Annotated in this window: 38 protein-coding genes; 32 read left to right on the forward strand and 6 right to left on the reverse strand. The window is 59.5% G+C overall.

What is annotated here, in order from left to right; translation table 11 throughout:
- Window positions 1-61 precede the first annotated feature (61 nt).
- Together Q0936_RS13475 and Q0936_RS13480 are read left to right on the forward strand one after the other, a co-directional pair.
- Entirely contained in the window at window positions 62-832 is a 771-nt protein-coding gene (locus Q0936_RS13475) for a hypothetical protein (RefSeq protein WP_299297549.1), read from the forward strand.
- Between the two features lie 38 nt (window positions 833-870).
- Window positions 871-1,743: a DMT family transporter gene (locus Q0936_RS13480; protein WP_299297550.1), complete on the forward strand. Its 873-nt coding sequence runs from the start codon at window positions 871-873 to the stop codon at window positions 1,741-1,743.
- On the opposite strand, the gene Q0936_RS13485 is transcribed toward Q0936_RS13480, so the two are convergent.
- Window positions 1,732-2,637: a putative rhamnosyl transferase gene (locus Q0936_RS13485; RefSeq protein WP_363323312.1), complete on the reverse strand. Its 906-nt coding sequence runs from the start codon at window positions 2,635-2,637 to the stop codon at window positions 1,732-1,734. The two genes, Q0936_RS13480 and Q0936_RS13485, sit on opposite strands and share 12 nt — an antisense overlap.
- A 243-nt stretch (window positions 2,638-2,880) precedes the next feature.
- On the opposite strand from Q0936_RS13485, the gene rpsL reads away from it, so the two are divergent.
- The 17 genes from rpsL (at window position 2,881) to Q0936_RS13570 (ending at window position 14,722) form a co-directional block, all read left to right on the forward strand.
- Window positions 2,881-3,252, forward strand: a complete 372-nt coding sequence (rpsL, locus tag Q0936_RS13490; protein WP_024809820.1) for a 30S ribosomal protein S12 — start codon at window positions 2,881-2,883, stop codon at window positions 3,250-3,252.
- 12 nt (window positions 3,253-3,264) lie between these two features.
- Window positions 3,265-3,735 (forward strand): 30S ribosomal protein S7, encoded by a 471-nt coding sequence (rpsG, locus tag Q0936_RS13495; protein WP_299142475.1) that lies wholly within the window; start codon window positions 3,265-3,267, stop codon window positions 3,733-3,735.
- A 26-nt stretch (window positions 3,736-3,761) separates the two neighbouring features.
- Complete coding sequence (gene fusA / locus Q0936_RS13500) at window positions 3,762-5,879, forward strand: elongation factor G (protein WP_299142472.1); 2,118 nt, start codon at window positions 3,762-3,764, stop codon at window positions 5,877-5,879.
- A gap of 86 nt (window positions 5,880-5,965) precedes the next feature.
- A complete protein-coding gene (gene tuf / locus Q0936_RS13505) occupies window positions 5,966-7,141 on the forward strand; it encodes an elongation factor Tu (protein WP_299378182.1) in 1,176 nt (391 codons plus the stop codon).
- 127 nt (window positions 7,142-7,268) lie between these two features.
- Window positions 7,269-7,589 carry a 30S ribosomal protein S10 gene (gene rpsJ, locus Q0936_RS13510; RefSeq protein ID WP_195819727.1) on the forward strand — a complete coding sequence of 107 codons (321 nt, stop codon included), beginning with the start codon at window positions 7,269-7,271 and terminating at the stop codon, window positions 7,587-7,589.
- A gap of 13 nt (window positions 7,590-7,602) precedes the next feature.
- A complete protein-coding gene (gene rplC / locus Q0936_RS13515; RefSeq protein ID WP_299142466.1) occupies window positions 7,603-8,328 on the forward strand; it encodes a 50S ribosomal protein L3 in 726 nt (241 codons plus the stop codon).
- On the forward strand, window positions 8,325-8,942 hold the full coding sequence (rplD, locus tag Q0936_RS13520; protein ID WP_299142463.1) for a 50S ribosomal protein L4: 618 nt from the start codon (window positions 8,325-8,327) through the stop codon (window positions 8,940-8,942). The genes rplC and rplD overlap by 4 nt, the downstream gene beginning before the upstream one ends.
- The gene (locus Q0936_RS13525; protein WP_299142461.1) at window positions 8,939-9,235 is read left to right on the forward strand and encodes a 50S ribosomal protein L23; all 297 of its coding nucleotides are present in this window, start codon (window positions 8,939-8,941) and stop codon (window positions 9,233-9,235) included. Before rplD ends, Q0936_RS13525 begins: the two co-directional genes overlap by 4 nt.
- A gap of 98 nt (window positions 9,236-9,333) precedes the next feature.
- Window positions 9,334-10,017, forward strand: coding sequence for a hypothetical protein (locus Q0936_RS13530; RefSeq protein ID WP_299298546.1), 684 nt, complete (start codon window positions 9,334-9,336; stop codon window positions 10,015-10,017).
- Window positions 10,010-10,420: a hypothetical protein gene (locus Q0936_RS13535; protein ID WP_299298549.1), complete on the forward strand. Its 411-nt coding sequence runs from the start codon at window positions 10,010-10,012 to the stop codon at window positions 10,418-10,420. Before Q0936_RS13530 ends, Q0936_RS13535 begins: the two co-directional genes overlap by 8 nt.
- A 410-nt stretch (window positions 10,421-10,830) precedes the next feature.
- Complete coding sequence (gene rplB, locus Q0936_RS13540) at window positions 10,831-11,673, forward strand: 50S ribosomal protein L2 (RefSeq protein WP_299298552.1); 843 nt, start codon at window positions 10,831-10,833, stop codon at window positions 11,671-11,673.
- Between the two features lie 3 nt (window positions 11,674-11,676).
- Window positions 11,677-11,955, forward strand: coding sequence for a 30S ribosomal protein S19 (gene rpsS / locus Q0936_RS13545; RefSeq protein WP_299142453.1), 279 nt, complete (start codon window positions 11,677-11,679; stop codon window positions 11,953-11,955).
- Window positions 11,952-12,332 (forward strand): 50S ribosomal protein L22, encoded by a 381-nt coding sequence (rplV, locus tag Q0936_RS13550; RefSeq protein WP_299210808.1) that lies wholly within the window; start codon window positions 11,952-11,954, stop codon window positions 12,330-12,332. The genes rpsS and rplV overlap by 4 nt, the downstream gene beginning before the upstream one ends.
- Window positions 12,332-13,039, forward strand: a complete 708-nt coding sequence (gene rpsC, locus Q0936_RS13555) for a 30S ribosomal protein S3 (protein ID WP_299142445.1) — start codon at window positions 12,332-12,334, stop codon at window positions 13,037-13,039. Before rplV ends, rpsC begins: the two co-directional genes overlap by 1 nt.
- A 14-nt stretch (window positions 13,040-13,053) precedes the next feature.
- Window positions 13,054-13,467, forward strand: a complete 414-nt coding sequence (gene rplP / locus Q0936_RS13560; protein WP_189371464.1) for a 50S ribosomal protein L16 — start codon at window positions 13,054-13,056, stop codon at window positions 13,465-13,467.
- A gap of 159 nt (window positions 13,468-13,626) precedes the next feature.
- Window positions 13,627-14,052, forward strand: coding sequence for a hypothetical protein (locus Q0936_RS13565; protein ID WP_299298555.1), 426 nt, complete (start codon window positions 13,627-13,629; stop codon window positions 14,050-14,052).
- Window positions 14,053-14,515: 463 nt separating this feature from the next.
- Window positions 14,516-14,722: a hypothetical protein gene (locus Q0936_RS13570; protein WP_299142437.1), complete on the forward strand. Its 207-nt coding sequence runs from the start codon at window positions 14,516-14,518 to the stop codon at window positions 14,720-14,722.
- Between the two features lie 77 nt (window positions 14,723-14,799).
- Here Q0936_RS13570 and Q0936_RS13575 read toward each other — a convergent pair whose 3' ends face one another.
- Together Q0936_RS13575 and Q0936_RS13580 are read right to left on the reverse strand one after the other, a co-directional pair.
- A complete protein-coding gene (locus tag Q0936_RS13575) occupies window positions 14,800-15,657 on the reverse strand; it encodes a delta-class carbonic anhydrase (protein WP_299298559.1) in 858 nt (285 codons plus the stop codon).
- Window positions 15,658-15,770: 113 nt separating this feature from the next.
- Window positions 15,771-16,391: a TIGR02466 family protein gene (locus tag Q0936_RS13580; protein ID WP_299298562.1), complete on the reverse strand. Its 621-nt coding sequence runs from the start codon at window positions 16,389-16,391 to the stop codon at window positions 15,771-15,773.
- A gap of 414 nt (window positions 16,392-16,805) precedes the next feature.
- Between Q0936_RS13580 and rpmC the strand changes: the two genes are divergently transcribed.
- From rpmC to rpmD, 11 genes are all read left to right on the forward strand, one after another.
- Window positions 16,806-17,006 (forward strand): 50S ribosomal protein L29, encoded by a 201-nt coding sequence (gene rpmC, locus Q0936_RS13585; RefSeq protein ID WP_076630311.1) that lies wholly within the window; start codon window positions 16,806-16,808, stop codon window positions 17,004-17,006.
- 12 nt (window positions 17,007-17,018) lie between these two features.
- A complete protein-coding gene (gene rpsQ / locus Q0936_RS13590; RefSeq protein WP_299142429.1) occupies window positions 17,019-17,249 on the forward strand; it encodes a 30S ribosomal protein S17 in 231 nt (76 codons plus the stop codon).
- 78 nt (window positions 17,250-17,327) lie between these two features.
- Window positions 17,328-17,696 carry a 50S ribosomal protein L14 gene (rplN, locus tag Q0936_RS13595; protein ID WP_025045929.1) on the forward strand — a complete coding sequence of 123 codons (369 nt, stop codon included), beginning with the start codon at window positions 17,328-17,330 and terminating at the stop codon, window positions 17,694-17,696.
- A gap of 1 nt (window position 17,697) precedes the next feature.
- On the forward strand, window positions 17,698-18,003 hold the full coding sequence (gene rplX / locus Q0936_RS13600; RefSeq protein WP_299142427.1) for a 50S ribosomal protein L24: 306 nt from the start codon (window positions 17,698-17,700) through the stop codon (window positions 18,001-18,003).
- Window positions 18,003-18,566 (forward strand): 50S ribosomal protein L5, encoded by a 564-nt coding sequence (gene rplE / locus Q0936_RS13605; RefSeq protein ID WP_299142424.1) that lies wholly within the window; start codon window positions 18,003-18,005, stop codon window positions 18,564-18,566. Before rplX ends, rplE begins: the two co-directional genes overlap by 1 nt.
- A 17-nt stretch (window positions 18,567-18,583) precedes the next feature.
- A complete protein-coding gene (rpsN, locus tag Q0936_RS13610; RefSeq protein ID WP_299142421.1) occupies window positions 18,584-18,889 on the forward strand; it encodes a 30S ribosomal protein S14 in 306 nt (101 codons plus the stop codon).
- 13 nt (window positions 18,890-18,902) lie between these two features.
- Window positions 18,903-19,295 carry a 30S ribosomal protein S8 gene (rpsH, locus tag Q0936_RS13615; protein WP_299142418.1) on the forward strand — a complete coding sequence of 131 codons (393 nt, stop codon included), beginning with the start codon at window positions 18,903-18,905 and terminating at the stop codon, window positions 19,293-19,295.
- A gap of 12 nt (window positions 19,296-19,307) precedes the next feature.
- Window positions 19,308-19,841 carry a 50S ribosomal protein L6 gene (gene rplF, locus Q0936_RS13620; protein ID WP_299142415.1) on the forward strand — a complete coding sequence of 178 codons (534 nt, stop codon included), beginning with the start codon at window positions 19,308-19,310 and terminating at the stop codon, window positions 19,839-19,841.
- Between the two features lie 11 nt (window positions 19,842-19,852).
- Window positions 19,853-20,212 (forward strand): 50S ribosomal protein L18, encoded by a 360-nt coding sequence (gene rplR / locus Q0936_RS13625; RefSeq protein WP_299298565.1) that lies wholly within the window; start codon window positions 19,853-19,855, stop codon window positions 20,210-20,212.
- A gap of 100 nt (window positions 20,213-20,312) precedes the next feature.
- The gene (gene rpsE / locus Q0936_RS13630) at window positions 20,313-20,891 is read left to right on the forward strand and encodes a 30S ribosomal protein S5 (protein WP_299142410.1); all 579 of its coding nucleotides are present in this window, start codon (window positions 20,313-20,315) and stop codon (window positions 20,889-20,891) included.
- Between the two features lie 5 nt (window positions 20,892-20,896).
- A complete protein-coding gene (gene rpmD / locus Q0936_RS13635) occupies window positions 20,897-21,085 on the forward strand; it encodes a 50S ribosomal protein L30 (protein WP_298844911.1) in 189 nt (62 codons plus the stop codon).
- 408 nt (window positions 21,086-21,493) lie between these two features.
- Here the strand turns inward: rpmD and Q0936_RS13640 are convergent, their stop codons facing one another.
- Window positions 21,494-22,249 (reverse strand): VWA domain-containing protein, encoded by a 756-nt coding sequence (locus tag Q0936_RS13640; protein ID WP_299165103.1) that lies wholly within the window; start codon window positions 22,247-22,249, stop codon window positions 21,494-21,496.
- An 83-nt stretch (window positions 22,250-22,332) separates the two neighbouring features.
- Here Q0936_RS13640 and Q0936_RS13645 point away from each other — a divergent pair, with 83 nt between their 5' ends.
- Entirely contained in the window at window positions 22,333-22,977 is a 645-nt protein-coding gene (locus tag Q0936_RS13645; protein WP_299298571.1) for a 2-hydroxychromene-2-carboxylate isomerase, read from the forward strand.
- Here the strand turns inward: Q0936_RS13645 and Q0936_RS13650 are convergent.
- On the reverse strand, window positions 22,922-23,629 hold the full coding sequence (locus Q0936_RS13650) for a hypothetical protein (protein WP_299298574.1): 708 nt from the start codon (window positions 23,627-23,629) through the stop codon (window positions 22,922-22,924). The genes Q0936_RS13645 and Q0936_RS13650 overlap by 56 nt on opposite strands.
- Before the next feature lie 155 nt (window positions 23,630-23,784).
- Entirely contained in the window at window positions 23,785-24,426 is a 642-nt protein-coding gene (locus tag Q0936_RS13655; RefSeq protein WP_299298577.1) for a hypothetical protein, read from the reverse strand.
- Window positions 24,427-24,708: 282 nt separating this feature from the next.
- On the opposite strand from Q0936_RS13655, the gene rplO reads away from it, so the two are divergent.
- Entirely contained in the window at window positions 24,709-25,179 is a 471-nt protein-coding gene (gene rplO / locus Q0936_RS13660) for a 50S ribosomal protein L15 (RefSeq protein WP_299298580.1), read from the forward strand.
- The last annotated feature ends 40 nt before the right edge of the window (window positions 25,180-25,219 follow it).

Here is a 25,219-nt window from a genome sequence, read left to right on the forward strand (position 1 = left end):
CGCCCTTGCGCCCACCCGGCCCATGCGGAACAGTGACGCAACACATCGCGAGGGGGCGGGAATGCGTGGTTTCTTGATTTTGCTTGTGGCGCTTGGGGTGACACTGGCCGGCGCGGCACAGGCACAGAGCGTTCCGGTCTATGACCCCTCCGCCCTGCCGATGCGGATGGTGCAGACGCGCGTGGATGCCTGCGGTGTCGCCTTGGGCGCTGATCCGGTGTGGCCGGCGAGCCCGGTGCGGGAAACGGCATCCGACGGCCAACCCGTGCGCGGCACGTCCTTTGAGCTTGGCCGAACGTACTGGAACGCGCAGGGCAATCCGGCGTCTGCCTTTGTGGTGCATCCCTATTTTTCCATGCACGTGACCTGCAAACCGACGACGCTGAGCGCATCGTCCGACGGCCTGTCCTTTTTCGCGGACCAGATGCACACCTCTTCGAAAAAGCGCGGATTGAAACCAAAGCGTTTAAAAAAGCTGACGGTGCAGGGGCTTGGCACTGTGTATGCCTTGCAGGAGGTGACGCGGGTGACCCGCGGTGAGGTGGCGCGCATCGGGTCGTCACTGGACATCGTCAGCTATTTTGCGCTGCATCGCGGCCAGTTGGTGACCATCCGGGTCACGGTGCAACGCGAGGTGCCGGACCTCTATGTGCGCAGTGTGCGCAAGGGCAAGGTCGTGTCGTTCACCCGTGACGATGGTCAAACGGTTGCGTTCAAGTTGGGCGCGAACGCCAAGGCCCATCTGAGCAGCGGTGCCATTGGGGTGAACCGCAAGCCCAGCGAGAACAACGCCCTGTTCAAGCGGATCGAGGGGTCGCTGGTCGGCTACTGACCTTGCGCGCCGTGCGAGGCCGGTGATACGGGCGGGACATGACCAAATCTGCGAACAGTGTCGGTGCGCTTTTGATGATGGCGTCGATGGCGTGTTTCACGCTGAACGACACGTTGATCAAGCTGACAGACGGGGCGGTGCCGCTGGCGCAGTTGCTGGTGATCCGGGGCGTGCTGTCATCGGTGTTGATCCTGATCCTGGCCCGTTGGCTGGGTGCGTTGCATTTTCGGATCGGGCGCGCCGATTGGGGGCTGATTGCCCTGCGGTCCGTGGCAGAGATCGGCGCGGCCTATTTCTTTATCACTGCATTGCTGAACATGCCGCTGGCGAATGTGACCGCCGTGTTGCAGGTGCTGCCGCTGACCGTGGCGGTGGGAGCGGCGCTGTTTTTCCGCGAGCCTTTGGGGTGGCGGCGGATGTCGGCCATTTTGCTGGGTTTTCTGGGCATGTTGCTGATTGTGCGACCGGGGGCAGAGGGGTTCAGCCTGTGGTCGGTCTATGCGCTGGCGGCGGTGGGCTGTGTCACCGTGCGTGATCTGGCGACGCGGCGGTTGGGGCCGGATGTGCCGTCGATGACGGTCACGCTGGTGGCATCGCTGGCGGTGACTGCGGCGGCGGGCCTTGGTGCCACTGCGACCGAGTGGGTGCCGGTGACGCCGCGCCTTGCCGCGCTGATCGGGGGCGCGTCCGTGTTCATCATTGGTGGCTATTTCTTTTCGGTGCGGGTGATGCGTGTAGGCGAGATCAGCTTTATCGCGCCGTTCCGGTACACGGGATTGGTTTGGGCGCTGGTGCTGGGGTTTGTGGTCTTTGGCGATTGGCCCAGCCCGCTGACGCTGGTTGGGGCAGGGATTGTGGTCGCGACGGGTCTGTTCACGCTCTACCGCGAGCGGCGTGTCTCACAGTGCTGAAAAGGCCGCGCGCACCGTATCTGTGTCGATGTTGAACCGGTCGCGCAGCGTTGCCTCGCCTGCGGCGTCCAGTGGCGTCAGCTTGTGCGGGCGGGCGGACGGGCCCTGGCGGGAGTCGTTATAGTCGTTGTGCCCGCGCAGCAGCATCGGCGGCGTGTCGGTGAGGGTCACACAGGTCATGCGTTCGCCCAGTTTGTGATGGGCAAAGTTCATAATGGTCTGGCGCATCCCCGGCTGGATCATCATGCCAAGGCCCGCCGTCTGGAACGGTGCGGCGGTTTCGGCGGCAGCGATCCCGTCCGCGCCGGGGCGCATGATAAAGCCACGGTTGAAGTCGATGGCCACCAGTTTTTCCCGTTTGGCCAATGGCGTGATGTCGCCCGCGACCCGGCGCAGGCGTTCCACGAAATCCACCGCCACGGCGTCGTCGTCATCCATGCGGAATTGCAGGCAGGGCAGGCCGTCGTCGAACCGGACGGAGTTGATCACCTGTTTCATGATGGGGCGGTGTTGCGCGGGCGGGTGCACTTGGACGATGGCTTGCGGCACATCGGCCAACAGCGCCTCGAGGCGGTCGCGGTAGACCTCGGGCAAGCTGTCCCCGATCACCACCGCAAGGGTAAAGAGCGGGTCGGTCTGGGCCTTGAGCGGCGGCAGCATGATGGTTTCGAAGGTGGCAAACCTTTCCTCCATCCGGGCAGGGGCGTAGAGGTAGTCGCACTTTTTCTGGAAGTCGTCGAAATCGACCTGAAAACCGCCGATGGCCGGGTAGGAAAAGCGGCACAGCCCGATGACCTGCATGGTGAAAAAGCCTTTGGATTTGCTGGCGGTGGTTGTGGTGACCATGCCCCAGCCGTGGGGGGCTGCGCAAGCGACGCGTGCTGTTGACAGCACCCCCGACTCCCCCTATACGCCCGCTATCTCGGGACCGGGTTTTGTACCGGAGACCGAAATCAGAACCGAAGTGGACACGATCCGGCCTTTGCATTGGCCCGATCCTCTGGAAACCCACCGCGTCGCCCCTGCCGGGAGCGATTGCGGTTTTTGCGCTTTCGTGGACGCACGGGAGTGAGGAATTGAAACCGCGGGGCCGCCCCGCATGACACATGTGTTGATGAGACGGGGAAAGAACCTGCAATGCCAACGATCCAACAGCTGATCCGCAAACCGCGGCAGCCCAAAGTAAAACGCTCCAAGTCGCTGCACCTTGAGGGGAACCCCCAAAAGCGCGGCGTGTGCACACGCGTATATACAACGACACCGAAGAAGCCGAACTCGGCCATGCGGAAGGTTGCCAAAGTGCGCCTGACCAATGGTTTCGAGGTCATCAGCTACATTCCGGGTGAGAGCCACAACCTGCAGGAACACTCGGTTGTTCTGATCCGTGGCGGCCGTGTCAAAGACCTTCCCGGTGTGCGTTACCACATCCTGCGCGGTGTTCTGGATACCCAGGGCGTCAAAGATCGTAAGCAACGCCGTTCGAAATACGGCGCCAAGCGCCCCAAATAAGGAGAGCAGCAGATGTCACGTCGTCACGCCGCCGAGAAACGCGAAGTCCTGCCCGACGCCAAGTATGGCGATAAGGTTCTGACCAAGTTCATGAACAACCTGATGGTCGATGGCAAGAAATCGACCGCCGAGCGCATCGTCTACAACGCGTTCGACCGGGTCGAAGCCAAGATCAAACGCGCGCCCGTGGAAGTGTTCCACGAAGCGCTGGACAACATCAAACCGTCCGTCGAAGTGCGTTCGCGCCGCGTCGGTGGTGCCACATACCAGGTGCCGGTTGAGGTGCGTCCCGAGCGCCGTGAGGCGCTGGCCATCCGCTGGTTGATCACTGCCAGCCGCGGCCGCAACGAAAACACGATGGAAGAACGCCTCGCAGGCGAGCTGCTCGACGCAGTTCAGTCCCGTGGCACCGCCGTGAAAAAGCGCGAAGACACACACAAGATGGCCGACGCCAACAAAGCGTTCAGCCATTACCGTTGGTAATCCAGACACCCTGAGGAAGCAGCCCCATGGCACGCGAATATCCGCTCGACCGCTACCGCAACTTTGGCATCATGGCGCACATTGATGCCGGCAAGACCACATGTTCGGAACGCATCCTGTACTACACAGGCAAGTCCCACAACATCGGTGAGGTGCACGATGGTGCGGCCACCATGGACTGGATGGAGCAAGAGCAGGAGCGTGGCATCACGATCACGTCGGCTGCGACCACCACGTTCTGGGAGCGCACCGAAGACGGCACCACTGCCGACACGCCCAAGCACCGGATGAACATCATCGACACGCCCGGCCACGTGGACTTCACCATTGAAGTCGAGCGTTCGCTGGCCGTTCTCGACGGTGCCGTTGCCGTTCTGGACGCCAACGCCGGTGTTGAGCCGCAGACTGAAACCGTGTGGCGTCAGGCTGACCGCTACAAGGTGCCGCGCATCGTCTTCGTCAACAAGATGGACAAGATCGGCGCCGACTTCTTCAACTGCGTGCACATGATCAAGGACCGCACAGGCGCCACGCCTGCGCCGATCCAGATCCCGATCGGTGCTGAGACCGAGCTGGAAGGCATGATCGACCTGGTCACCATGGAAGAGTGGGTCTGGGCCGGTGAAGACCTCGGTGCGACATGGGAAAAACGTCCCATCCGCGACAGCCTGAAGGACACCGCCGACGAGTGGCGTGCCAAGCTGGTCGAGACCGCCGTCGAAATGGACGACGACGCGATGATGGAATACCTCGAAGGCAACGAGCCCGACGAGGAAACCCTGCGCAAACTGATCCGTGCCGGCACTCTGGCGATTAAATTCATCCCCGTTCTGTGTGGCTCTGCCTTCAAGAACAAGGGTGTGCAGCCGCTGCTGAACGCCGTGATCGACTATCTGCCCAGCCCGCTGGACGTTGTCGACTACATGGGCTTCAAACCCGGTGACGAGACAGAGACACGCGACATCGCGCGCCGTGCTGACGACGACATGGCCTTTGCCGGTCTGGCGTTCAAAATCATGAACGACCCCTTCGTTGGCTCGCTGACCTTTACCCGCATCTACTCGGGCACGCTTGAAAAGGGTTCGACCCTGCTGAACGCGACCAAGGGCCGCAAAGAGCGTGTGGGCCGGATGATGATGATGCACTCGAACGACCGTGAGGAAATCACGGAAGCGTTCGCGGGCGACATCATTGCGCTGGCGGGTCTGAAAGACACCACCACGGGTGACACATTGTCCGCCGTGAACGACCCTGTTGTTCTGGAAACGATGAACTTCCCCGATCCGGTGATCGAGATCGCTGTTGAGCCCAAGACAAAAGCCGACCAAGAGAAAATGTCTCAGGGTCTGGCCCGTCTGGCCGCCGAAGATCCGTCCTTCCGCGTGGAAACTGACCTGGAATCCGGTCAGACCATCATGAAGGGCATGGGCGAACTGCACCTCGACATCCTGGTTGATCGCCTCAAGCGTGAGTTCAAGGTCGAAGCGAACATTGGTGCGCCGCAGGTGGCTTACCGCGAGACCATCGGTCACGAAGTCGAGCACACCTACACCCACAAGAAACAGTCGGGTGGTTCGGGTCAGTTCGCCGAGGTCAAGATGATCATCACGCCGACAGAGCCAGGCGAAGGCTATTCCTTCGAGAGCCGCATCGTTGGTGGTGCCGTTCCCAAGGAATATATCCCTGGCGTCGAAAAGGGCATTCAGTCGGTTATGGACTCCGGTCCGCTGGCGGGCTTCCCCGTGATCGACTTCAAGGTTGCCCTGATCGACGGTAAATTCCACGACGTTGACTCCAGCGTTCTGGCCTTTGAAATCGCGGCCCGCATGGGCATGCGCGAAGGCATGAAGAAAGCTGGCGCCAAGATGCTGGAACCGATCATGAAGGTCGAAGTTGTGACGCCCGAAGAGTACACCGGTGGCATCATCGGCGACCTCACATCGCGTCGCGGTCAGGTGCAGGGTCAGGACACGCGCGGCAACGCCATCGCGATCGACGCCTTTGTGCCGCTGGCCAACATGTTCGGCTACATCAACACCTTGCGTTCGATGTCGTCGGGTCGTGCGAACTTTACCATGCAGTTCGACCACTACGAGGCCGTGCCGCAGAACATCAGCGACGAAATCCAAGCGAAATTCGCCTAACCGGGATGGCGGGGTGAACCCCGCCCTACCCACCACCCGTAGGGCGGGGTTCACCCCGCCGCCCAAGTCAAAAGAGGAGCCATCACATGGCAAAGGAAAAGTTTGAGCGTAACAAGCCGCACGTTAACATTGGCACGATTGGCCACGTTGACCACGGCAAGACGACACTGACAGCGGCGATCACGAAGTACTTTGGCGACTTCCAGGCCTATGACCAGATTGACGGCGCGCCCGAAGAGAAAGCGCGTGGGATCACGATCTCGACGGCGCACGTGGAATACGAGACCGACGCGCGTCACTACGCCCACGTCGACTGCCCCGGCCACGCGGACTACGTCAAGAACATGATCACCGGTGCCGCCCAGATGGACGGCGCGATCCTGGTTGTGAACGCCGCCGACGGCCCGATGCCGCAAACGCGCGAGCACATCCTGCTGGGCCGCCAGGTTGGCATCCCGAAGATCGTCGTGTTCATGAACAAAGTGGACCAGGTCGACGACGAAGAGCTGCTGGAGCTGGTCGAAATGGAAGTGCGCGAGCTGCTGGACAGCTACGAGTACCCCGGCGACGACACGCCCATCATCGCGGGTTCCGCGCTGGCGGCGATGGAAGGTCGTGACGAAGCGATCGGCGAAGAGAAGATCAAAGAGCTGATGGCGGCTGTGGACGACTACATCCCGACGCCTGAGCGTGCTGTGGACCAGCCGTTCCTGATGCCGGTCGAGGACGTGTTCTCGATCTCCGGTCGTGGTACGGTTGTGACCGGTCGTGTCGAGCGTGGCGTGATCAACGTGGGCGACGAGATCGAAATCGTCGGCATCAAGGACACCCAGAAAACGACCTGCACGGGCGTTGAAATGTTCCGCAAGCTGCTGGACCGCGGTGAAGCGGGCGACAACATCGGCGCGCTGCTGCGTGGTATCGACCGTGAAGCGGTTGAGCGCGGCCAGGTGCTGTGCAAGCCCGGCTCCGTGAACCCACACACCAAGTTCGAAGCCGAAGCCTACATCCTGACCAAGGAAGAGGGTGGCCGTCACACGCCGTTCTTCGCCAACTACCGTCCGCAGTTCTACTTCCGTACGACGGACGTGACAGGCACGGTTGTTCTGGCCGAGGGCACGGAGATGGTGATGCCGGGTGACAACGTGTCGTTTGGCGTTGAGCTGATCGCCCCGATTGCGATGGAAAACGGTCTGCGCTTTGCGATCCGCGAAGGCGGCCGCACCGTCGGCGCCGGCGTCGTGTCGAAGATCACAGACTAAGTCTGGAACTCGCCGAAACGCTCTGGGTGCCCTGTTGGGGCACCCGCCAAAAAACAAGACGCGACGAGGGGTGTCGATGAGCGACGCTCCTCCTCTCCGTTCAAAGCCCGAATAAGGGAATACGAAAATGGCAGTCCAAAGCCAAAATATTCGCATTCGTCTGAAGGCGTTTGACTACCGTGTGCTGGATGCGTCCACGCAGGAAATCGTCAACACCGCCAAGCGGACAGGTGCCTCCGTGCGCGGTCCGATCCCGCTGCCGAACAAGATCGAAAAGTTCACCGTTCTGCGCGGCCCGCACGTCGACAAGAAATCCCGTGACCAGTTCGAGATCCGCACGCACAAGCGTCTGCTCGACATCGTTGATCCGACCCCCCAGACCGTGGACGCGCTGATGAAGCTCGACCTGGCCGCTGGTGTGGACGTCGAGATCAAGCTGCAATCGTAAGGAGGGTATGATTATGCGCTCTGGAATTCTCGCAAAGAAAGTCGGCATGACCCGGCTGTTCATGGAAGACGGCAAGCAGATCCCTGTGACCGTCCTTCAGTTGGACGGCCTGCAGGTTGTCGGCAACCGGACATCGGACAAAGACGGATACACCGCCGTCACTTTGGGCGCAGGCAGCCCCAAGGTGAAGCGCGTGAGCCAAGCCATGCGCGGCCACTTCGCCGCTCAAAAGGTTGAGCCCAAGCGCAAGCTGGTCGAATTCCGCGTGACCGAAGACAACCTGATCAGCGTGGGCGAGGAAATCTCGGCCGAGCACTTCCTGGAAGGTCAGAAAGTCGACGTCAGCGGCACCTCGATCGGTAAAGGTTTTGCCGGTGCCATGAAACGCCACAACTTTGGCGGTTTGCGTGCCTCGCACGGTGTTTCGATCTCCCACCGTTCGCATGGCTCGACCGGCCAGTGTCAGGACCCCGGCAAAGTCTTCAAAGGCAAGAAGATGGCTGGCCACATGGGTGCGGCCCGTGTGACCACACAGAACCTCGAAGTTGTGAAAACGGACGCAGATCGCGGCCTGATCATGATCAAAGGCGCGGTACCCGGCTCCAAAGGTGGCTGGGTGACTGTCAAAGACGCTGTGAAAAAGAAACTGCCCGATGGCGTGCCGTTCCCGGCCGCTCTGAAATCGGCGGCTGCTGCGGCTCCGGCTGAAGAAGCCCCCGCGGAAGGTGGTGAAGAATGAAACTTGACGTGATCAAACTGGACGGCGGCACTGCCGGTTCTGTCGAGCTGGACGAGGCGCTGTTTGGCCTCGAGCCGCGCGCCGACATCCTGCACCGTGTGGTCCGCTGGCAGCGTAACAACGCCCAGGCCGGCACCCACAAGGTCAAGACACGGTCCGAAGTGAAATACTCGACCAAGAAGATCTATCGCCAGAAAGGCACCGGCGGCGCACGCCACGGCGCGCGTTCTGCTCCGATCTTCCGCGGTGGTGGTATCTACAAAGGCCCGGTTGTCCGTTCGCACGGCCACGACCTGCCCAAGAAGTTCCGCAAGCTCGGTCTGCGCCACGCGTTGTCGGCCAAGATGGCCGCTGGTGAACTGGTGATCATCGAAGATGCGACAACTTCGGGAAAAACCGCCGCTCTGGCCAAGCAGGTCAAAGACCTGGGTTGGAAGCGTGCGCTGGTGATCGACGGGGCTTCGGTGAACGAAGACTTCCTGAAAGCATCGCGCAACATCGAAGGTCTGGATATCCTGCCGACGATGGGTGCAAACGTATATGACATCCTCAAGCGTGACACTCTGGTGATCACGAAGGCGGGTGTCGAAGCACTGGAGGCCCGTTTGAAATGAGCGCCAAGGCAGAACATTACGACGTGATCCGCAAGCCGATCATCACAGAGAAAGCTACCATGACGTCCGAGAACGGCGCGGTGGTGTTCGAAGTGGCGATGGACAGCAACAAGCCCATGATCAAAGAGGCCGTTGAGGCGCTCTTTGGTGTCAAGGTGAAGGCCGTGAACACGACCATCACCAAGGGCAAGGTCAAGCGCTTCCGCGGTCAGTTGGGCAAGCGCAAGGACGTCAAGAAGGCGTATGTGACGCTTGAAGAAGGCAACACGATCGACGTGAGCACTGGTCTTTAAGAGACTGAGATGACGTTAGAGAGTTAGGAGGCCCCGCAGTGTGAACTGTGGGGCTTTTTGTTTGGTATTGAGGGCTGCCGTCCGATATGAACGATTGCATGGCAATACAACCAAAAGATGCAAAGCTACTTTGGGGACGTGCAGCAGGACTATGTTCGAGGCCGGATTGTCGCCGCAAGTTAACCGCAGTTGGCGCAGAGGGCGTCACATTTCTCGTTGGCGAAATGGCGCATCAAATTGCTCAGAAGCCGGGTGGGCCGAGGGGCGTTCCTGGTGGTGGTAGTGATACATATGAGAACCTAATTTTGCTTTGTCCAACCCATCATACAGAGATTGACAAAGCACCCATCGAAACCTTCCCACATGAAATGCTAGCCAAATGGAAGACCGAACATGAATCTTGGGTGGATAGCTGGGGTAATGCGCCTTCGTTCGATGGAGTCGGGGAAATGGCGATCGCAATACATGAGAAGTTATTGGAGAACCGTGTGCATTGGGAAGCGTACGGTCCGCGTTCTGAAGGCGCGCAGAATAACCCGGCCTCAAATATATTTGTGATTTGGACAGCTAGAAAGCTAGACAGTATTATTCCCAACAACTCTGCGATTTCTCGAATACTTAAAAGTAACTGGAAGCTTCTCCCAAAGGAAGCACAGGACGCCGCGATACGTTTTCAGGTTCATGCCACGGCTTTTGAGCAACACCAGTATGAAAGGCTAGAGGAATACCCACTGTTCCCTCGGGACTTTTCAACAGTAATTGAAGGATTGCTAGATGAGTAACGGTTCAAATGATTTTGACGTGACATTTTCTCAGATCGTCTGGATTGAGAAGGTTTTAAGGAATCACAAAAACACTCTTGAGTTGCAACGTACAAATGACATACAGTTTGACCTTGAAAGATTAACCGGGGGCGTTTGCCAGCTAATTTGTATCAACGAGTATACATGTGGAGTGGGGCATGTTCTCGAAGTTCTGGATACCTTTCCAAACGCTAATATTATCTATATTGGTGGGAATTGGAACGGCTACACACTAGAAGCCAAAGAATATTGCCTTGAGGCAAAATTGGGCCTCTATAATTCCTCGGAGATTAACGGTGCACTATACCGAACAGATTTCTGGAATTACCATCGAAAAGATAAAAAAGGAAATCCAAGCTATCAGCTTAAGGCTGCCGAGTAAAAGCTCGGTCTATGGGTTTGGTTCATTCTTCCGTCTAGAGCCGTTTCGTGATATTGATCTATTGTTTGTCGTAGACGTTCCAGTTGACGATTTGCTGGCAACCAAAAGGCTCGTTGAACACTCGTGCGAACAGATACAGCAGACTTTGGGTGTTCAAATTGACCCATTGGTTCTTACGGTTCGAGAATATGGGGAGGAGCCGCTTCGTGATTTCCACCAACTCGTTGCGTTAAGCGTGGCTCCCCCTTGACCGCCCACCCCATCCTCCGTATCAGCACCCATCGGCACTGCCCCGGATTCGTCCGGGGCTTTGTCTTTGCACGTAAGAACACTTCAAGTCGGGCACCTACGGGGGCCTATAACCACGGCGGGGAAACCCGCCACATATAGCAAAACGGAAGACAGCAATCATGGCACTCAAGTCGTATAAGCCGACGACGCCGGGCCAGCGTGGGCTGGTACTGATCGACCGTTCGGAGCTTTGGAAAGGCCGCCCGGTCAAGTCCCTCACAGAGGGTCTGACCAAGAATGGCGGACGGAACAACACCGGACGGATCACGATGCGCCGCAAAGGCGGGGGCGCAAAGCGTCTCTATCGGATCGTCGATTTCAAGCGGAACAAGATGGATGTGACGGCCACGGTCGAACGCATCGAATATGACCCCAACCGGACCGCGTTCATCGCACTGGTCAAGTACGAAGACGGTGAGCAGGCCTATGTGCTGGCGCCGCAGCGTCTGGCCGTTGGCGACAGCATCGTGTCGTCCGCCAAGGCAGACATCAAGCCCGGCAACACCATGCCGTTCTCGGGCATGCCCATCGGGACAATCGTACACAACATCGAACTGAAGCCCGGCAAGGGTGGTCAGATCGCGCGTGCCGCCGGCACCTATGCCCAGTTCGTGGGCCGCGATGGTGGCTATGCCCAGATCCGCCTCAGCTCGGGCGAACTGCGCCTGGTGCGTCAGGAATGCAAGGCCACCGTCGGTGCCGTGTCGAACCCTGACAACTCCAACCAGAACTACGGTAAAGCGGGCCGCATGCGCCACAAGGGCATCCGCCCAAGCGTCCGTGGTGTCGTGATGAACCCGATCGATCACCCCCATGGTGGTGGTGAAGGCCGGACCTCTGGTGGTCGTCACCCGGTTTCCCCATGGGGCAAGCCAACCAAGGGTGCGCGCACACGCAACAAGAACAAAGCGTCGCAAAAGCTGATCATCCGCTCGCGTCACGCCAAGAAGAAGGGGCGCTAAGATATGTCTCGCTCTGTCTGGAAAGGCCCGTTTGTCGACAGCTATGTGCTGAAGAAAGCGGAAGCGTCGCGCGAAAGCGGTCGCAACGAAGTCATCAAGATCTGGTCCCGTCGGTCCACCATTCTGCCCCAGTTCGTGGGTCTGACCTTTGGTGTGTACAACGGCCAGAAGCATATTCCCGTGAACGTGTCCGAAGAGATGATCGGCCAGAAGTTCGGTGAATATTCGCCCACGCGGACCTACTATGGTCACGCCGCTGACAAGAAGGCGAAACGCAAATGAGCAAGGATAAGAATCCACGCCGCGTTGCGGACAATGAAGCGATGGCGAAGACACGCATGCTGCGCACGTCTCCGCAAAAGCTGAACCTGGTTGCCCAGATGATACGCGGCAAGAAAGTCGACAAGGCCCTCACGGACCTGACGTTCTCGAAAAAGCGCATCGCGCAGGACGTCAAGAAGTGCCTGCAATCGGCCATCGCCAATGCTGAAAACAACCACAACCTGGACGTTGACGAGCTGATCGTCGCCGAAGCCTGGGTTGGCAAGAACCTGACCATGAAGCGTGGGCGTCCTCGGGCGCGCGGCCGTTTCGGCAAGATCATGAAGCCGTTCGCTGAAATCACGATCAAAGTGCGTCAAGTCGAGGAGCAAGCCTGATGGGTAACAAAGTCAATCCGATTGGCATGCGCCTGCAGGTGAACCGCACCTGGGACAGCCGCTGGTATGCCGACACCAAGGATTACGGTGATCTTCTGCTCGAAGACATCAAGATCCGCGATTTCATCAAGGATGAGTGCAAGCAGGCCGGTGTGGCCCGCGTGATCATCGAACGTCCGCACAAAAAGTGCCGCGTCACGATCCACACAGCACGTCCCGGCGTCATCATCGGCAAGAAAGGTGCAGACATCGAAGGTCTGCGCAAGAAGCTGGCCAAGCTGACCGACAGTGAGCTGCACCTCAACATCGTTGAAGTGCGCAAGCCCGAGCTGGACGCAGCCCTGGTGGGTGAAAGCATTGCACAACAGCTGGAGCGCCGGGTGTCTTTCCGCCGCGCCATGAAACGTGCCGTGCAGAACGCCATGCGTATGGGTGCCCTGGGCATCCGCGTGAACGTCGCGGGCCGCCTTGGTGGTGCCGAGATCGCGCGGACCGAGTGGTATCGTGAGGGCCGCGTGCCCCTGCACACCCTGCGGGCCGACATCGATTACGCACACGTCGAGGCGACGACTGCCTATGGTATCATCGGGATCAAGACTTGGATCTTCAAAGGTGAAATCATGGAGCACGACCCCCAGGCGCGTGACCGTAAAGCACAAGAACTCCAGGATGGTCCTGCGCCCCGTGGCGCTGGTGGCCGTCGCTAAAGGAGGGCATTTAGATGCTTCAACCAAAGCGTACCAAGTTCCGTAAGCAGTTTAAGGGCTCGATCAAGGGCAAGGCAAAGGGCGGGTCTGACCTGAACTTTGGCACCTACGGCCTGAAGGCACTGCAGCCTGAGCGGGTCACCGCCCGTCAAATCGAAGCCGCGCGTCGTGCGATGACGCGTCACATGAAACGTCAGGGCCGGGTCTGGATCCGGATCTTCCCCGATGTGCCAGTGACCGCCAAGCCGATCGAAGTTCGGATGGGTAAAGGTAAGGGTTCGGTCGACCGTTGGGCGGCCAAAGTCAAACCCGGCCGCGTGATGTTCGAGATCGACGGTGTGAACGACGACATCGCGCGCGAAGCGCTGCGTCTGGCAGCGATGAAGCTGCCGATCAAGACACGCGTCGTCGTCAGGGAAGACTGGTAAACCGATTGCGCCCCATCGGGGCGCAATCCGTGCGCTGTGATTGTGCCTGAGGCACAATCGTAGCGGCACCCGGTAGACATTGAGAACCCCCGGCGCGAAAGCGTCGGGGGTTTTACTTTGCGTGACGGTTACTATCTGTTCTGAAACTTGGAGTGCAAATTGCTCAATTCGAATAAAAGCACACTGACAGTTCTGGGCTTAGTTGTTTTTGCCTTGGTTGCATTATTTGCCTTGGCTCCGAATTTAAAACTGTTGCGAATATCTAAAGACTTCGAAACGGGGGATGTTTCTCAAAACCTTCATCATTTTTTGGCGAAACACGGCTTCCGAAAATCGGTTCGCGACGAAGGAAATTGGATTTCTCTAGGTGAGCACACGCAATGGCCTTGGCTGGGGATGAGATTTCATGGGTATCTTGAGAGTTTTGAATGCAAAAATGACGATTGCCTTGTCTTTGGTGCCGACGGCTCAAAAGACAAATTGGGCGGTATGCTTTCCTATAGACATTACGTCCTTTGGTCTGAACGAGATGGAAAGCTCGTTGACCTAGTGGCGGAGCATGGCCAAGTGATCTTTCCGAAATGAATAGTGTTTTGTGAGGGCCAGCCGGGCTCCCAGCCCGGCCAGCGCCCGACCGCCTGGGCTCCGCCCGTTCAGGCCTGAAACCGTCCACTGGACGGTTTCCAAGACGGCCTTCACTCTCCCCCCCCGAAGGGCGAGCGCTATGTCGACATTTGCATTGAGTGGTTACGCGGGGCGTAACGGTAAGGGAGCTCTTAGTTCAGAGGCCCTCCAGGTCGGTCGGGCGCTGACCTGCTTCAGAGGTTTGTGCAAAGTGCATAGGCGCGGAATCAAGGCCGCAGGCCGCCGCGCTATCCATTGCCCGGAAGGTGATTTGGCTGCGCCAAAGCTGCCGAGAAGGGACAGGCCACCCCCGGGCCTGTCGATGGCGCGGCTCGGTGCTTTGAGGTTGGGGTGCCTTCAAAACGGTGGCTATTGCGTGCGGTATGTCTAAGCTGGTCCCGAACCCCCACAGCGAGGCCACCCCATGAAGCACGTCCCCAAGCCCACCACCGACGAAGACCTGATCAAGGCGTTCCTCGACAAGGGCGGGGAGGTCAAAAAGGGCAAGACCAAGCCGATGCCTGAAGGGTTGGGCCTGTCCAACAACCAGTGGGGCAACACGCTCACCCGCGAGGAAAAAGCCGCCAAGAAGGCGCTTGAAGAGGCGCGCAAGGGCGAGGTCAAAAAATAGACCCCACCTGCAATCGCTTCAAAAGGAAAAGCCAGCGACGCATCGCTGGCTTTGTTGCGTTTTGAGCCGGTGAACCCTTAGCTGTCGATGTTGGAAATCAGGTCCGGGTTGACCACCAGATTGCGGACGCCGTGCGCCTTGCGTTCGTCAAAGATGTTGGCCTTCATCCACTCCGCGACGGAGCCGATGTGGACCTTCTTGACCTCGGGCCGCACGGACCAGCTGACCTGGATCGGCGAGGCCTTTTCGTTGTAGTCGGGGCCGGTGGTCGAGCCGTCGTAGGTGATCGGCGCGCCGGTGTCCGACGGCAGGTTCACGGCCTGATGGTAGCCACCCACCACGTCCACTCGCGTCAGGTCCACGAAATCGGCGGCGGCGGCGTCATTGACCAGCACAAAGACCTGGGTTTCGACGCGTAGCTGCGGGTTGATGATCTGATCGGTCAGGCAGGCACCCAGGGTTGGACCGGGCGTGATCTGCGCCGAGGTGTGGACATAGTGCACCTCGATCGTGTCGCCGGGTTCCAGCGCACCTTTCTTGCCGGTGGGGCCAACAGGATAGTCGACGGGGGCCAGTTCTGCGTCCGTCAGCGTGCCGTCATAGGCAAAGCCGCTGTTGTACCCGGTGCCGTCGCCATTGCCGTTGTAGGTCGTAAAGTTGCCGCCCGAATGTTCGGCCCCTTCGTGGAAATGGATGTTGCACAGGTTCATCTCGGTATAGGCCGGTGCGGCGGCAAAGGCGCGGGCATTGTTCCCCGTCAGTGTGTTCAGGTCACGCGGCGATTGCGGACCATATCCCTTGCCAGCGGTTTCGGCGGCCAATGCGGCGCGTTGTGCGGCGATGACGTCGTCACCGACCGCGTGCCCGTCCGCAAGGACAAGCGCGCCAGAGCAGAAGAATGTTGCAACGCCGAGAGTGAGGCGGGAAATGGTCATGAAAGGGATCCTCCGATGGTATCACTGAATGGGCTGTTGCGTCTTGAAACCGTGCGCCCACGCTTTCCACTATAGCGAGTTTCAGATCAGTTCAAAGGCGGGGTCGATCACGTTCACTCCCATCCGTAGTTGAAGCTGACGGTGACGCGTTCGTCCTCGGCCATGTTCATCGGCACCTCGTGGCGCAGCCAGCTTTCCCACAGCAGCACGTCCCCCACAGAAGGGCGGGCATAATGGAATTGGCGCAAATCCTCGGGCGCGTCCTTGGTCCGGCCGGGGGCGGCCATCATCATCGGCAGGCGGGGGTCTTCGAGTTTCAGCGCGCTGGTGCCTTCGGGCATCGCCACATAGGTGGTGCCAGAGATCACCGAATGTGGGTGGATGTGGCCGGTGTGGATACCGCCTTCGGGCAGGATGTTGATCCAGATGCTGTCGAGCTTGAGCGCCTTGTCGCCCAGATCAAAGGCCAGATCGCGCGCGAATGCGGCGACATGGGCATCCAGAGCCTTGACCAGATCCGCAAAGATCGGAAAGCGCCAGGGCAGGTCGTCGAGGGACGCATAGGATGTATAGCCGGGATAGCCCTCGCGCTCGCACCAGTCGTGGCCTGCCTCGTCATCCTCTGCGATGGCATAGCAGTGCTGTTCCAGCTCGTCCGGATCGACCTTGGGGTCATGTTCGGAGAGGGGGGCGTGGTAAAGGCGGGTGGCGAAGAGGGATGTGATTTTGGTCATGTCGGTTCAATATCGCGGAACGCGATATTGAACCAGTGCGCGGCAGGGTATTTGCACAGCAAATGCCCGAGAGCGGCACCCGGTCGGGCGATACGCTGACGCGGAACGCGATATTGAACCAGTGCGCGGCAGGGTATTTGCACAGCAAATGCCCGAGAGCGGCACCCGGTCGGGCGGTACGCTGACGCGGAACGCGATATTGAACCAGTGCGCAGGTGGGATGGTATTGTGCAGCCGGACACGACATACATGTTGTGTATCAATCGGCGGCCCCAAACAGCCCTGTTTTTCTTTGCTGCAAGGGGGTTGCCATAGACCCATCCCCCCCATATACGGCCCCTCTATTCACCCACTCCACGGGAATCGGTGTCACGTCTTTGGCGGCACCCTCGTGATGTTGAAAGGAAAAAGGCGATGAACGCCCAGGAACTTCGGGATAAAACCCCGGACCAGCTGCGTGATGAGCTGGCAAATCTGAAGAAAGAAGCCTTCAACCTGCGTTTCCAGCAGGCCACAGGCCAACTTGAGAACCCGGCGCGTCTGCGCTCGGTCCGTCGTGATGCTGCACGTGTCAAGACGATCCTCAACGAACAAGCCGCCAAAGCGGCCGAATAAGGAGAGCACGAAATGCCCAAGCGTATCCTGTCTGGCGTCGTGACCTCCGACGCAAACGCACAAACAGTCACCGTGTCCGTCGAGCGCCGCTTTACGCACCCGGTTCTGAAAAAGACCATTCGTAAGTCCAAGAAATACCGGGCGCACGATGAAAAGAATGCCTTCAAGGTTGGTGACGCCGTTCGCATCATTGAATGCGCACCAAAATCGAAGACAAAACGCTGGGAAGTGCTGGAGGCGTAAGCCGCCGGCGCTTTCGCGCATTAATCGAAACCCTGGGGATCTGGCACGCATCGCCCCCCAAAGGTCGGGAGAAACCAAATGATCCAGATGCAAACCAACCTGGATGTTGCTGACAACAGCGGCGCGCGCCGTGTGCAGTGCATCAAGGTTCTGGGTGGTTCCAAGCGTAAATACGCATCCGTCGGCGACATCATTGTCGTCTCGGTCAAGGAAGCCATCCCACGTGGTCGCGTAAAGAAAGGTGACGTCCGCAAGGCCGTCGTCGTACGCACCGCCAAAGAAGTTCGTCGTGACGATGGCACCGCCATCCGCTTCGACCGCAACGCCGCAGTGATCCTGAACAACAACAACGAGCCCGTGGGTACACGTATCTTTGGCCCGGTTGTGCGCGAACTGCGTGGCAAGAACTTCATGAAAATCATCTCGCTGGCGCCGGAGGTGCTCTAAGATGGCTGCGAAACTGAAAAAAGGCGACAAGGTCGTCGTGCTGACCGGCAAGGACAAGGGCAAAGAGGGTACAATCTCTTCCGTTGATCCCAAGTCGAACAAGGCCGTGGTCGATGGCATCAACATCGCCATCCGCGCCACCCGTCAGACCCAACAAAGCCAGGGCGGCCGCATCCCCAAAGCGATGCCGGTTGATCTGAGCAACATCGCGCTGCTGGATGCCAATGGCAAACCCACACGCGTTGGTTTCAAAATGGACGGCGACAAGAAAGTCCGCTTTGCCAAGACAACAGGGGACGTGATCTGATGCTCGACACTGCAAACTACACCCCCCGCCTGAAAACGCAGTACGTGGACACCATCCGCGCCGCGATGAAGGAAGAGTTCGGCTACAAGAACGACATGCAGATCCCGCGTCTGGACAAGATCGTTCTGAACATCGGCTGTGGCGCCGAAGCCGTACGGGACAGCAAGAAAGCCAAATCGGCTCAGGAAGATCTGACGGCCATCGCCGGTCAGAAGGCCCTGACCACCAAGGCCAAGAAATCCATCGCCGGTTTCCGCGTTCGCGAAGACATGCCGCTGGGTGCCAAGGTGACGCTGCGCGGCGACCGCATGTACGAATTCCTGGACCGTCTGATCACCATCGCTCTGCCCCGCGTCCGCGACTTCCGCGGCGTTCCCGGCACATCGTTTGATGGCCGTGGCAACTATGCCATGGGCATGAAAGAGCACATCGTCTTCCCCGAGATTGACTTTGATAAAGTCGATGAGAACTGGGGGATGGACATCGTGATCACCACGACCGCCGACAATGATGCCGAAGCAAAAGCCTTGCTGAAGCATTTCAACATGCCCTTCAACTCGTAAGCGCAGAGGAAAAAGATATGGCTAAAAAATCCATGATCGCGCGCGAAGTGAAGCGCGAAAAGCTGGTGAAGAAGTACGCCGCCAAGCGTGCGGAGCTCAAAGCAATCATCAGCGACGAAACCAAACCGATGGAAGAGCGCTTTCGCGCCTCGCTGAAGCTGGCAAAACTGCCCCGCAACAGCAGCGCCGTGCGTCTTCACAACCGGTGCCAGCTGACGGGTCGCCCACACGCGTATTACCGCAAGCTGAAAATCAGCCGGATCGCCCTGCGCGAGCTTGGCAGCCAGGGTCAGATCCCCGGCATGGTCAAGTCGAGCTGGTAAGGGAGAGAGAGATATGAACGATCCTATCGCAGATATGCTCACCCGCATCCGCAACAGCCAGATGCGCGGCAAGTCCGTGGTCTCGACCCCTGCGTCGAAACTGCGTGTGCGCGTGCTCGAAGTGCTGGCGGACGAAGGTTACATCCGTGGTTTCGAAGAAATCACCGGTGAAAATGGCCACCCGGCCATCGAGATCAGCCTGAAATACTACGAAGGCGAACCTGTTATTCGTGAACTGAAGCGGGTCTCCAAGCCCGGTCGTCGCGTGTACATGGGCGTCAATGACATCCCGTCGGTCCGTCAGGGCCTGGGTGTGTCGATTGTCTCCACCTCCAAGGGTGTGATGTCGGATGCAAACGCACGTGCGGCCAATGTTGGCGGCGAAGTGCTCTGCACGATCTTCTAAGGAGAACAGCAGATGTCTCGTATTGGTAAAAAACCGGTCGATCTGCCCTCGGGTGTGTCCGCAGCCGTCTCCGGTCAGACGATCGAAGTGAAAGGCCCCAAAGGGGTCCGCAGCTTTACCGCCACGGATGACGTGACCCTCAAGGTCGAAGACAACGTCGTCACCATCGAGCCCCGCGGCAAGTCCAAGCGCGCGCGCCAGCAGTGGGGCATGTCCCGCACGCAGGTGCAGAACTGCGTGACCGGCGTGACCGAAGGCTTCAAGAAAGAGCTGGAAATCCAGGGTGTGGGTTACCGGGCCACGATGCAGGGCAATACGCTCAAGCTGAACCTCGGCTTGTCCCACGATGTGGATTTCACAGCGCCCGAAGGTGTGACCGTAACGGCGCCCAAGCAGACCGAGATTGTTGTCGAAGGCATCGACCAACAGCAGGTCGGCGAAGTGGCTGCAAAAATCCGCGAGTGGCGCAAGCCCGAGCCCTACAAGGGTAAAGGCATTCGTTACAAAGGTGAATTTATCTTCCGCAAGGAAGGTAAGAAGAAGTAAGGACCAGACAGATGGCAAACAGCAAACGGACCCTGTTCCTCAAGCGCCGCCTGCGCGTCCGGAACAAACTGCGCAAGGTCAACGCCGGGCGTCCACGCCTGAGCGTGCACCGTTCGAACAAGAACATCAGCGTTCAGCTGATCGACGATGTGAACGGCGTGACTTTGGCGGCAGCCTCGACCCTCGAAAAAGACCTGGGTGTGGTTGGCAAGAACAACATCGAAGCAGCCACCAAAGTGGGTGCAGCGATCGCAGAACGTGCCAAGAAGGCCGGCGTGGTCGAGGCATACTTCGACCGCGGTGGTTTCCTCTTTCATGGCAAGGTGAAGGCAGTTGCCGACGCCGCGCGTGAAGGCGGTCTCAAGATCTAAGACCCTGAGGGTGGCGTCCGCGCCACCCCGATGATCCGGGGGCATGTGCCCACCAGGATTGAGCAAACTGGCGCAAGCCACCTATTCAAAGGATGTTCTCATGGCAGAACGTGACAATAACCGCCGGGGCAACCGCCGCGACCGCGACGAGGCCCCCGAATTCGCAGACCGCCTGGTCGCGATCAACCGCGTCTCCAAGACCGTCAAGGGTGGTAAGCGCTTTGGCTTTGCCGCTCTGGTTGTCGTTGGCGACCAGAAGGGCCGCGTTGGTTTCGGCAAAGGTAAAGCGAAAGAGGTCCCCGAGGCCATTCGCAAAGCCACCGAGCAGGCCAAGCGCCAGATGATCCGCGTGCAACTGCGCGAAGGTCGGACCCTGCACCACGACATGGAAGGTCGCCACGGCGCCGGCAAAGTCGTCATGCGCACCGCCCCTGAGGGTACTGGTATCATCGCCGGTGGTCCGATGCGTGCCGTGTTCGAAATGCTGGGTGTGAAGGACGTTGTGTCCAAGTCCATCGGCTCGCAGAACCCCTACAACATGATCCGCGCCACAATCGACGGCCTCAAGAAAGAGCAGTCGCCCCGTGGTGTTGCGCAGCGTCGCGGCAAGAAAGTCGCCGACATCCTGCCCAAGCGTGACGAAGCGCCCGCCGCCGAAGCGGCCACCGAGGAGGCCTGAGACCCATGGCAAAAACGATCGTCATCAAGCAAATCGGCTCCCCCATCCGTCGCCCTGCAAAACAGCGCGCGACACTGATCGGTCTGGGCCTGAACAAGATGCACAAAACCCGTGAGTTGGAAGACACACCTTCCGTCCGCGGCATGATCAACTCGATCCCCCACATGGTCGAGATCATCGAAGAAAAGGGCTAAACGCCCCGGCTGTTGGGATTTTTGCCTGACACAGACTTTGACGCCCCGCCTTTTGGTGGGGCGTTTTTCGTTCTATTGTGTCCGATGATGAAAACCGTTCACGACCAAAGACTTTCCAAGTGTGGGTATTGCTGTGTCCTCCGCAGGATCTCAATAGGAGGTGCCGCGGTTTTTGGGATCTGGATGCTGATCAATATCACTCTCTTTGGTGGTCTGAGTGCGATCAATGGTCAAAGTGGAAGCGAGAATGGTATCTATTTGATTGGCGGCCATGGTCAATTTGCAGAGGTTTCGAAACTGCAATACTCGCGAATGCTCACCTCTGAAGTGTTTGCGATCTTCTGTTTCCTTACAGCGTTTGTTTGCGCCGGAATTCGCATCTTCTCTCCAAGCTGCAGAGCAGAGTAATCAAATCTGAATTCTGGCGTGTCGATCAGCCCCTCTATCGGCAGGCGTAGACGGCAATCCAATCAACGCACAGCCCAACGTCGTCCTCAACGCATCCGCCAACTCGTCCACCGTCTCGGTCGAAACATAAAGGCCACCGGTCCGGTCCGCCAAACACTTGGCCACCGTGTTGCCCGCGCCCACGTCGACCTGTTCGGGGTTGTCCCAGCTAAAGAAATCCACGACCACCTGAAACCCGATCACATGTACGGTCAGGTCGCGCGCCTCTTCCCTCAATGCCGATCCCAATGCGCAAGGCCGCCCGCCACAGGTCTCGTTGCCGTCCGTGACCAGCACCACAATCCCGGAGCGGTTCCGAAAATCCAGGGCATCGGCGGCCGATTGCACCGATGCGGCCAGCGCCGTCAGCCCCTTGGGTTGCAGGCCGTCGATCTCGGTGATGATGTCCACGGCTGCATCCGCGCGCGGACCAAACCGCAGGTCGATATTGGCGCATGTGTCCACGCTTTGACCCGGCCCATAAGTCAACAGGCCCACGCGTCGAAACGGCGTGATGTCGGGCAGGGCGTCCCGCAGGGCTTCACGGGCATCCACAAGGCGGGTCTTGCGCGAGATGTCGAAACTCAGCTCGCCCATCGACGATGACCCGTCAAAGACCAGCATCGCATCCCGCGCACAGCCGGTCGCGGCAAGGGTCGTTGGCACAAGGCTGGCGATCATCGCAGCGGCGGCAAGGGTTCGGGCGGCAGGTGTCATGGGCACAGACTGGCACCGACCGGCCAGCAAAAGCAACGGCGCATCGGTTGCCCACAACGGCAATGCGCCATAGCCTCGGGTGTATGACAGAGCTGATCTATTACTATTCCGCCCATTCGGCCTTTGCCTATCTGGGCTCTGCCCGGCTGATGGACCTGTGCGTGGCGCATGACCTCACTCTTGTCCACCGTCCCATTCCGCTATCCCCGGTGGTCGAGGCCCAAGGCAGCCTGCCATTTGCGGCGCGCACCCAGGGCCACGTGGACTACTTCTTTGGGCGCGAGATCGAACGCTGGGCAGAGTGGCGGGGCGTGCCTGTGGTGCCGTTTCGCCCGACCCATCACGACGCGGATTATGCTCTGGCCAGCCACCTGATCCTCGCCCTCGGTGATCGTGGTGCGGCGGTGGATGCGCTGGCCCACGCCGTGCTCGAGGCGCATTGGCGCGACGATGCGGATCTGTCGGATGCAGACACGCTGTCTGCGTTGGTGGCGCAGTTGGGTCACGACCCTGCCACGCTCTTTGCGCGCGCGGCACAGCCTGACATCGCGGCGCGCTATGCGCAGAATGCCAATGATGCGCTGGCGGCACAGGTCATGGGGTCGCCCACCTATGTCATGGGGTCCGAGATGTTTTACGGTCAGGACCGGCTCGAGATGCTGGAGCGGGCGGTTACGACCCCCTTTGAGCCGTCTCGCTGGGTGAACCCGCCCGTTCAAGCGACATGACCGACAGGGTCAGGTGGCGCCGCTCCGCGGTGTCAACTTCGGGGGTGTGGGCAGGCTGGCGCAGACGACCCAGCAGGATCGCCGCGATGATGCTGCCCGACATGCCCATCACATAGAGCGGATAGGCCAGCAGGACCCAGTCCAGCCGCCCCACCGCGAGGCTGGCCAACAGGGCAGACACGAAAAACGCGACCCACGTCGCCATGGTTTCAGAGGCGGGGTCCAGAAACGCCTTTTTGATCGTGAAGGCCGCACCCAGGCACGACATGCCGATGGTCACCATCAGTGAATAGGCGGCGGTTTCCATCTCGGCCCACAGCCAGATGCCCACGGCGGTGGCGGTCAGGACCTGACTGTCCTCGGTGCGAAACCGCATCCCGTCGCTCTTCCAGAATGTCAGCAAACAGATGACAACCGTGCCGCCCGCCTGGATCGCGGCAAAGCCCAGCGATCCGTCCGCACCCTCATAGGCCTGGCTTAGCAGGGACACGACGCTCAGCAGTGCCCAGATCAACCAGGAGGCCCGTTCAGGCCGCGTGCGGTTCAGCACGATGTCGCGGATATAGGGCCAGAACGCATAGACGCTCAGCCCCGCCGCCGCGAGGCCCGCACGTTCCAGCACGGCCGAGTTCTGAACGAGGTCCTGGATCAACGGGGGTCTCCGAAATGCCTGTGTCCAACTGCGCGAGTGCCCGGTTTTTGGGCGACTTATGACTTTGCCTTATACGCGATTTTTGCCGCCGCCCAGCAGTCTATTGTCATTTCGAGGCGGAAAATCACCATATTTTGTCCCCGCACATAGGGATTTCAACCAGAGCGGGGCACCTGCACCGTGCCATAGGCGGTGTGGGTGCGCGCGCCACGGCCCAGGATCATCGCAATCACGATGCCTCCGTTCAGGACCAGCAGGTACAGCGGATAGGCCAGCAGGACCCAATCGAGCCGCCCGACGGACACCACGGCTAGAGTCGCTGCCACCAGCGAACACATCCACATCGCCATGGTTTCGGATTGCGGATCGGCATAGGCCTTGCGGATGGTGACTGCGCCACCCAGCAGGGAAATCGTGATGGTGATCGCCAGCGCGTAAATGGCAGTGTCGGTAACCATCCACAGCGCCATGCCCACGGCCGCCGCCATCAGCACCCAGCCGTCGCCCGGCTTCAGGAACCGGCCCGACCCGCGTGCAATCGACAGCAGAAAGATCAGGATCGTGCCGCCCACCTGAATGCTGGCAAACCACAGCGACGTCGTCGCCCCTTCATAGACCTGCGAGCCAAGCGCGATGCTGCCCAGCACCGACCAGATCAGCCATGATGCGCGCTGCGGCTGCGTGCGCCCCGTAAGGGTATCCCGCGCATAGGGCAAAAAGGCCAGACAGCTCAGCAGGGCCGAGGCGATGCCCGCAAGGCGCAAGGCATCGCCCTCTTGAAAAAAGGCTTCAAGCAATTCGAAACTCCGAAAATGCGTGCCACCTCGGGGTGGCGGTATGGAATAGGTTGGCAGGTTGAAAATGCAGCACCTGCGCTGGTCTCTTGTATGACACCAATATGGAGGTTTTTGCGCCAAAGCGGAGTCCGGTTTTCCTTACCCCGTTGCGGGGGGTTGATCGGGCCATCGCCCCCGTCTATACGCCCCCGGTGGCGCAGTCCCTGCGTCAGAATCAAAATCAAGAAACGCCGTGGTTGGCCCATCACGCTTCGGGGGCCACATCCGGCAAGGAGAAGCGACATGAAACTGAATGAACTGCGCGACAATCCTGGCGCAACCAAACCCCGCAAACGCGTTGGCCGTGGTCCGGGCTCCGGCACCGGTAAAATGGGTGGCCGTGGTATCAAGGGTCAGAAATCCCGTTCGGGTGTGGCTATCAATGGCTACGAAGGCGGGCAAATGCCCCTCTACCAACGCCTGCCCAAGCGCGGGTTCAACAAACCCAACCGCAAATCCTATGCCGTTGTGAACCTGGGCCTGATCCAGAAATTCATCGACCTGGGCAAACTGGACGCCAAGGCGGCGATCACCGAGGATGCGCTGATTGCCTCCGGTCTGGTGCGTCGCAAGCTGGATGGCGTGCGTGTTCTGGCCAAGGGCGAGATCACAAGCAAAGTTGATCTGCAGGTGACGGGCGCGTCGAAATCCGCTGTGGAAGCAGTGGAAAAAGCCGGCGGTTCGCTGGCCGTTGCCACGGCGGCCGCCGAGTAAGCCTGTTTGACGCCTTGTGAGCGGCGCACATGCCGCTTAC

Source organism: uncultured Tateyamaria sp. (assembly GCF_947488715.1).
In the GTDB taxonomy this organism is placed as follows: Bacteria; Pseudomonadota; Alphaproteobacteria; order Rhodobacterales; family Rhodobacteraceae; genus Tateyamaria.

Excerpts from the sequence above, each read along its gene's own strand:
- Q0936_RS13475 (WP_299297549.1), top strand. The coding sequence starts at position 62 with ATGCGTGGTTTCTTGATTTTGCTTGTGGCGCTTGGGGTGACACTGGCC.
- Q0936_RS13480 (WP_299297550.1), top strand. The coding sequence starts at position 871 with ATGACCAAATCTGCGAACAGTGTCGGTGCGCTTTTGATGATGGCGTCG.
- rpsL (WP_024809820.1), top strand. The coding sequence starts at position 2,881 with ATGCCAACGATCCAACAGCTGATCCGCAAACCGCGGCAGCCCAAAGTA.
- rpsG (WP_299142475.1), top strand. The coding sequence starts at position 3,265 with ATGTCACGTCGTCACGCCGCCGAGAAACGCGAAGTCCTGCCCGACGCC.
- fusA (WP_299142472.1), top strand. The coding sequence starts at position 3,762 with ATGGCACGCGAATATCCGCTCGACCGCTACCGCAACTTTGGCATCATG.
- tuf (WP_299378182.1), top strand. The coding sequence starts at position 5,966 with ATGGCAAAGGAAAAGTTTGAGCGTAACAAGCCGCACGTTAACATTGGC.
- rpsJ (WP_195819727.1), top strand. The coding sequence starts at position 7,269 with ATGGCAGTCCAAAGCCAAAATATTCGCATTCGTCTGAAGGCGTTTGAC.
- rplC (WP_299142466.1), top strand. The coding sequence starts at position 7,603 with ATGCGCTCTGGAATTCTCGCAAAGAAAGTCGGCATGACCCGGCTGTTC.
- rplD (WP_299142463.1), top strand. The coding sequence starts at position 8,325 with ATGAAACTTGACGTGATCAAACTGGACGGCGGCACTGCCGGTTCTGTC.
- Q0936_RS13525 (WP_299142461.1), top strand. The coding sequence starts at position 8,939 with ATGAGCGCCAAGGCAGAACATTACGACGTGATCCGCAAGCCGATCATC.
- Q0936_RS13530 (WP_299298546.1), top strand. The coding sequence starts at position 9,334 with ATGGCAATACAACCAAAAGATGCAAAGCTACTTTGGGGACGTGCAGCA.
- Q0936_RS13535 (WP_299298549.1), top strand. The coding sequence starts at position 10,010 with ATGAGTAACGGTTCAAATGATTTTGACGTGACATTTTCTCAGATCGTC.
- rplB (WP_299298552.1), top strand. The coding sequence starts at position 10,831 with ATGGCACTCAAGTCGTATAAGCCGACGACGCCGGGCCAGCGTGGGCTG.
- rpsS (WP_299142453.1), top strand. The coding sequence starts at position 11,677 with ATGTCTCGCTCTGTCTGGAAAGGCCCGTTTGTCGACAGCTATGTGCTG.
- rplV (WP_299210808.1), top strand. The coding sequence starts at position 11,952 with ATGAGCAAGGATAAGAATCCACGCCGCGTTGCGGACAATGAAGCGATG.
- rpsC (WP_299142445.1), top strand. The coding sequence starts at position 12,332 with ATGGGTAACAAAGTCAATCCGATTGGCATGCGCCTGCAGGTGAACCGC.
- rplP (WP_189371464.1), top strand. The coding sequence starts at position 13,054 with ATGCTTCAACCAAAGCGTACCAAGTTCCGTAAGCAGTTTAAGGGCTCG.
- Q0936_RS13570 (WP_299142437.1), top strand. The coding sequence starts at position 14,516 with ATGAAGCACGTCCCCAAGCCCACCACCGACGAAGACCTGATCAAGGCG.
- Q0936_RS13575 (WP_299298559.1), bottom strand. The coding sequence starts at position 15,657 with ATGACCATTTCCCGCCTCACTCTCGGCGTTGCAACATTCTTCTGCTCT.
- Q0936_RS13580 (WP_299298562.1), bottom strand. The coding sequence starts at position 16,391 with ATGACCAAAATCACATCCCTCTTCGCCACCCGCCTTTACCACGCCCCC.
- rpmC (WP_076630311.1), top strand. The coding sequence starts at position 16,806 with ATGAACGCCCAGGAACTTCGGGATAAAACCCCGGACCAGCTGCGTGAT.
- rpsQ (WP_299142429.1), top strand. The coding sequence starts at position 17,019 with ATGCCCAAGCGTATCCTGTCTGGCGTCGTGACCTCCGACGCAAACGCA.
- rplN (WP_025045929.1), top strand. The coding sequence starts at position 17,328 with ATGATCCAGATGCAAACCAACCTGGATGTTGCTGACAACAGCGGCGCG.
- rplX (WP_299142427.1), top strand. The coding sequence starts at position 17,698 with ATGGCTGCGAAACTGAAAAAAGGCGACAAGGTCGTCGTGCTGACCGGC.
- rplE (WP_299142424.1), top strand. The coding sequence starts at position 18,003 with ATGCTCGACACTGCAAACTACACCCCCCGCCTGAAAACGCAGTACGTG.
- rpsN (WP_299142421.1), top strand. The coding sequence starts at position 18,584 with ATGGCTAAAAAATCCATGATCGCGCGCGAAGTGAAGCGCGAAAAGCTG.
- rpsH (WP_299142418.1), top strand. The coding sequence starts at position 18,903 with ATGAACGATCCTATCGCAGATATGCTCACCCGCATCCGCAACAGCCAG.
- rplF (WP_299142415.1), top strand. The coding sequence starts at position 19,308 with ATGTCTCGTATTGGTAAAAAACCGGTCGATCTGCCCTCGGGTGTGTCC.
- rplR (WP_299298565.1), top strand. The coding sequence starts at position 19,853 with ATGGCAAACAGCAAACGGACCCTGTTCCTCAAGCGCCGCCTGCGCGTC.
- rpsE (WP_299142410.1), top strand. The coding sequence starts at position 20,313 with ATGGCAGAACGTGACAATAACCGCCGGGGCAACCGCCGCGACCGCGAC.
- rpmD (WP_298844911.1), top strand. The coding sequence starts at position 20,897 with ATGGCAAAAACGATCGTCATCAAGCAAATCGGCTCCCCCATCCGTCGC.
- Q0936_RS13640 (WP_299165103.1), bottom strand. The coding sequence starts at position 22,249 with ATGACACCTGCCGCCCGAACCCTTGCCGCCGCTGCGATGATCGCCAGC.
- Q0936_RS13645 (WP_299298571.1), top strand. The coding sequence starts at position 22,333 with ATGACAGAGCTGATCTATTACTATTCCGCCCATTCGGCCTTTGCCTAT.
- rplO (WP_299298580.1), top strand. The coding sequence starts at position 24,709 with ATGAAACTGAATGAACTGCGCGACAATCCTGGCGCAACCAAACCCCGC.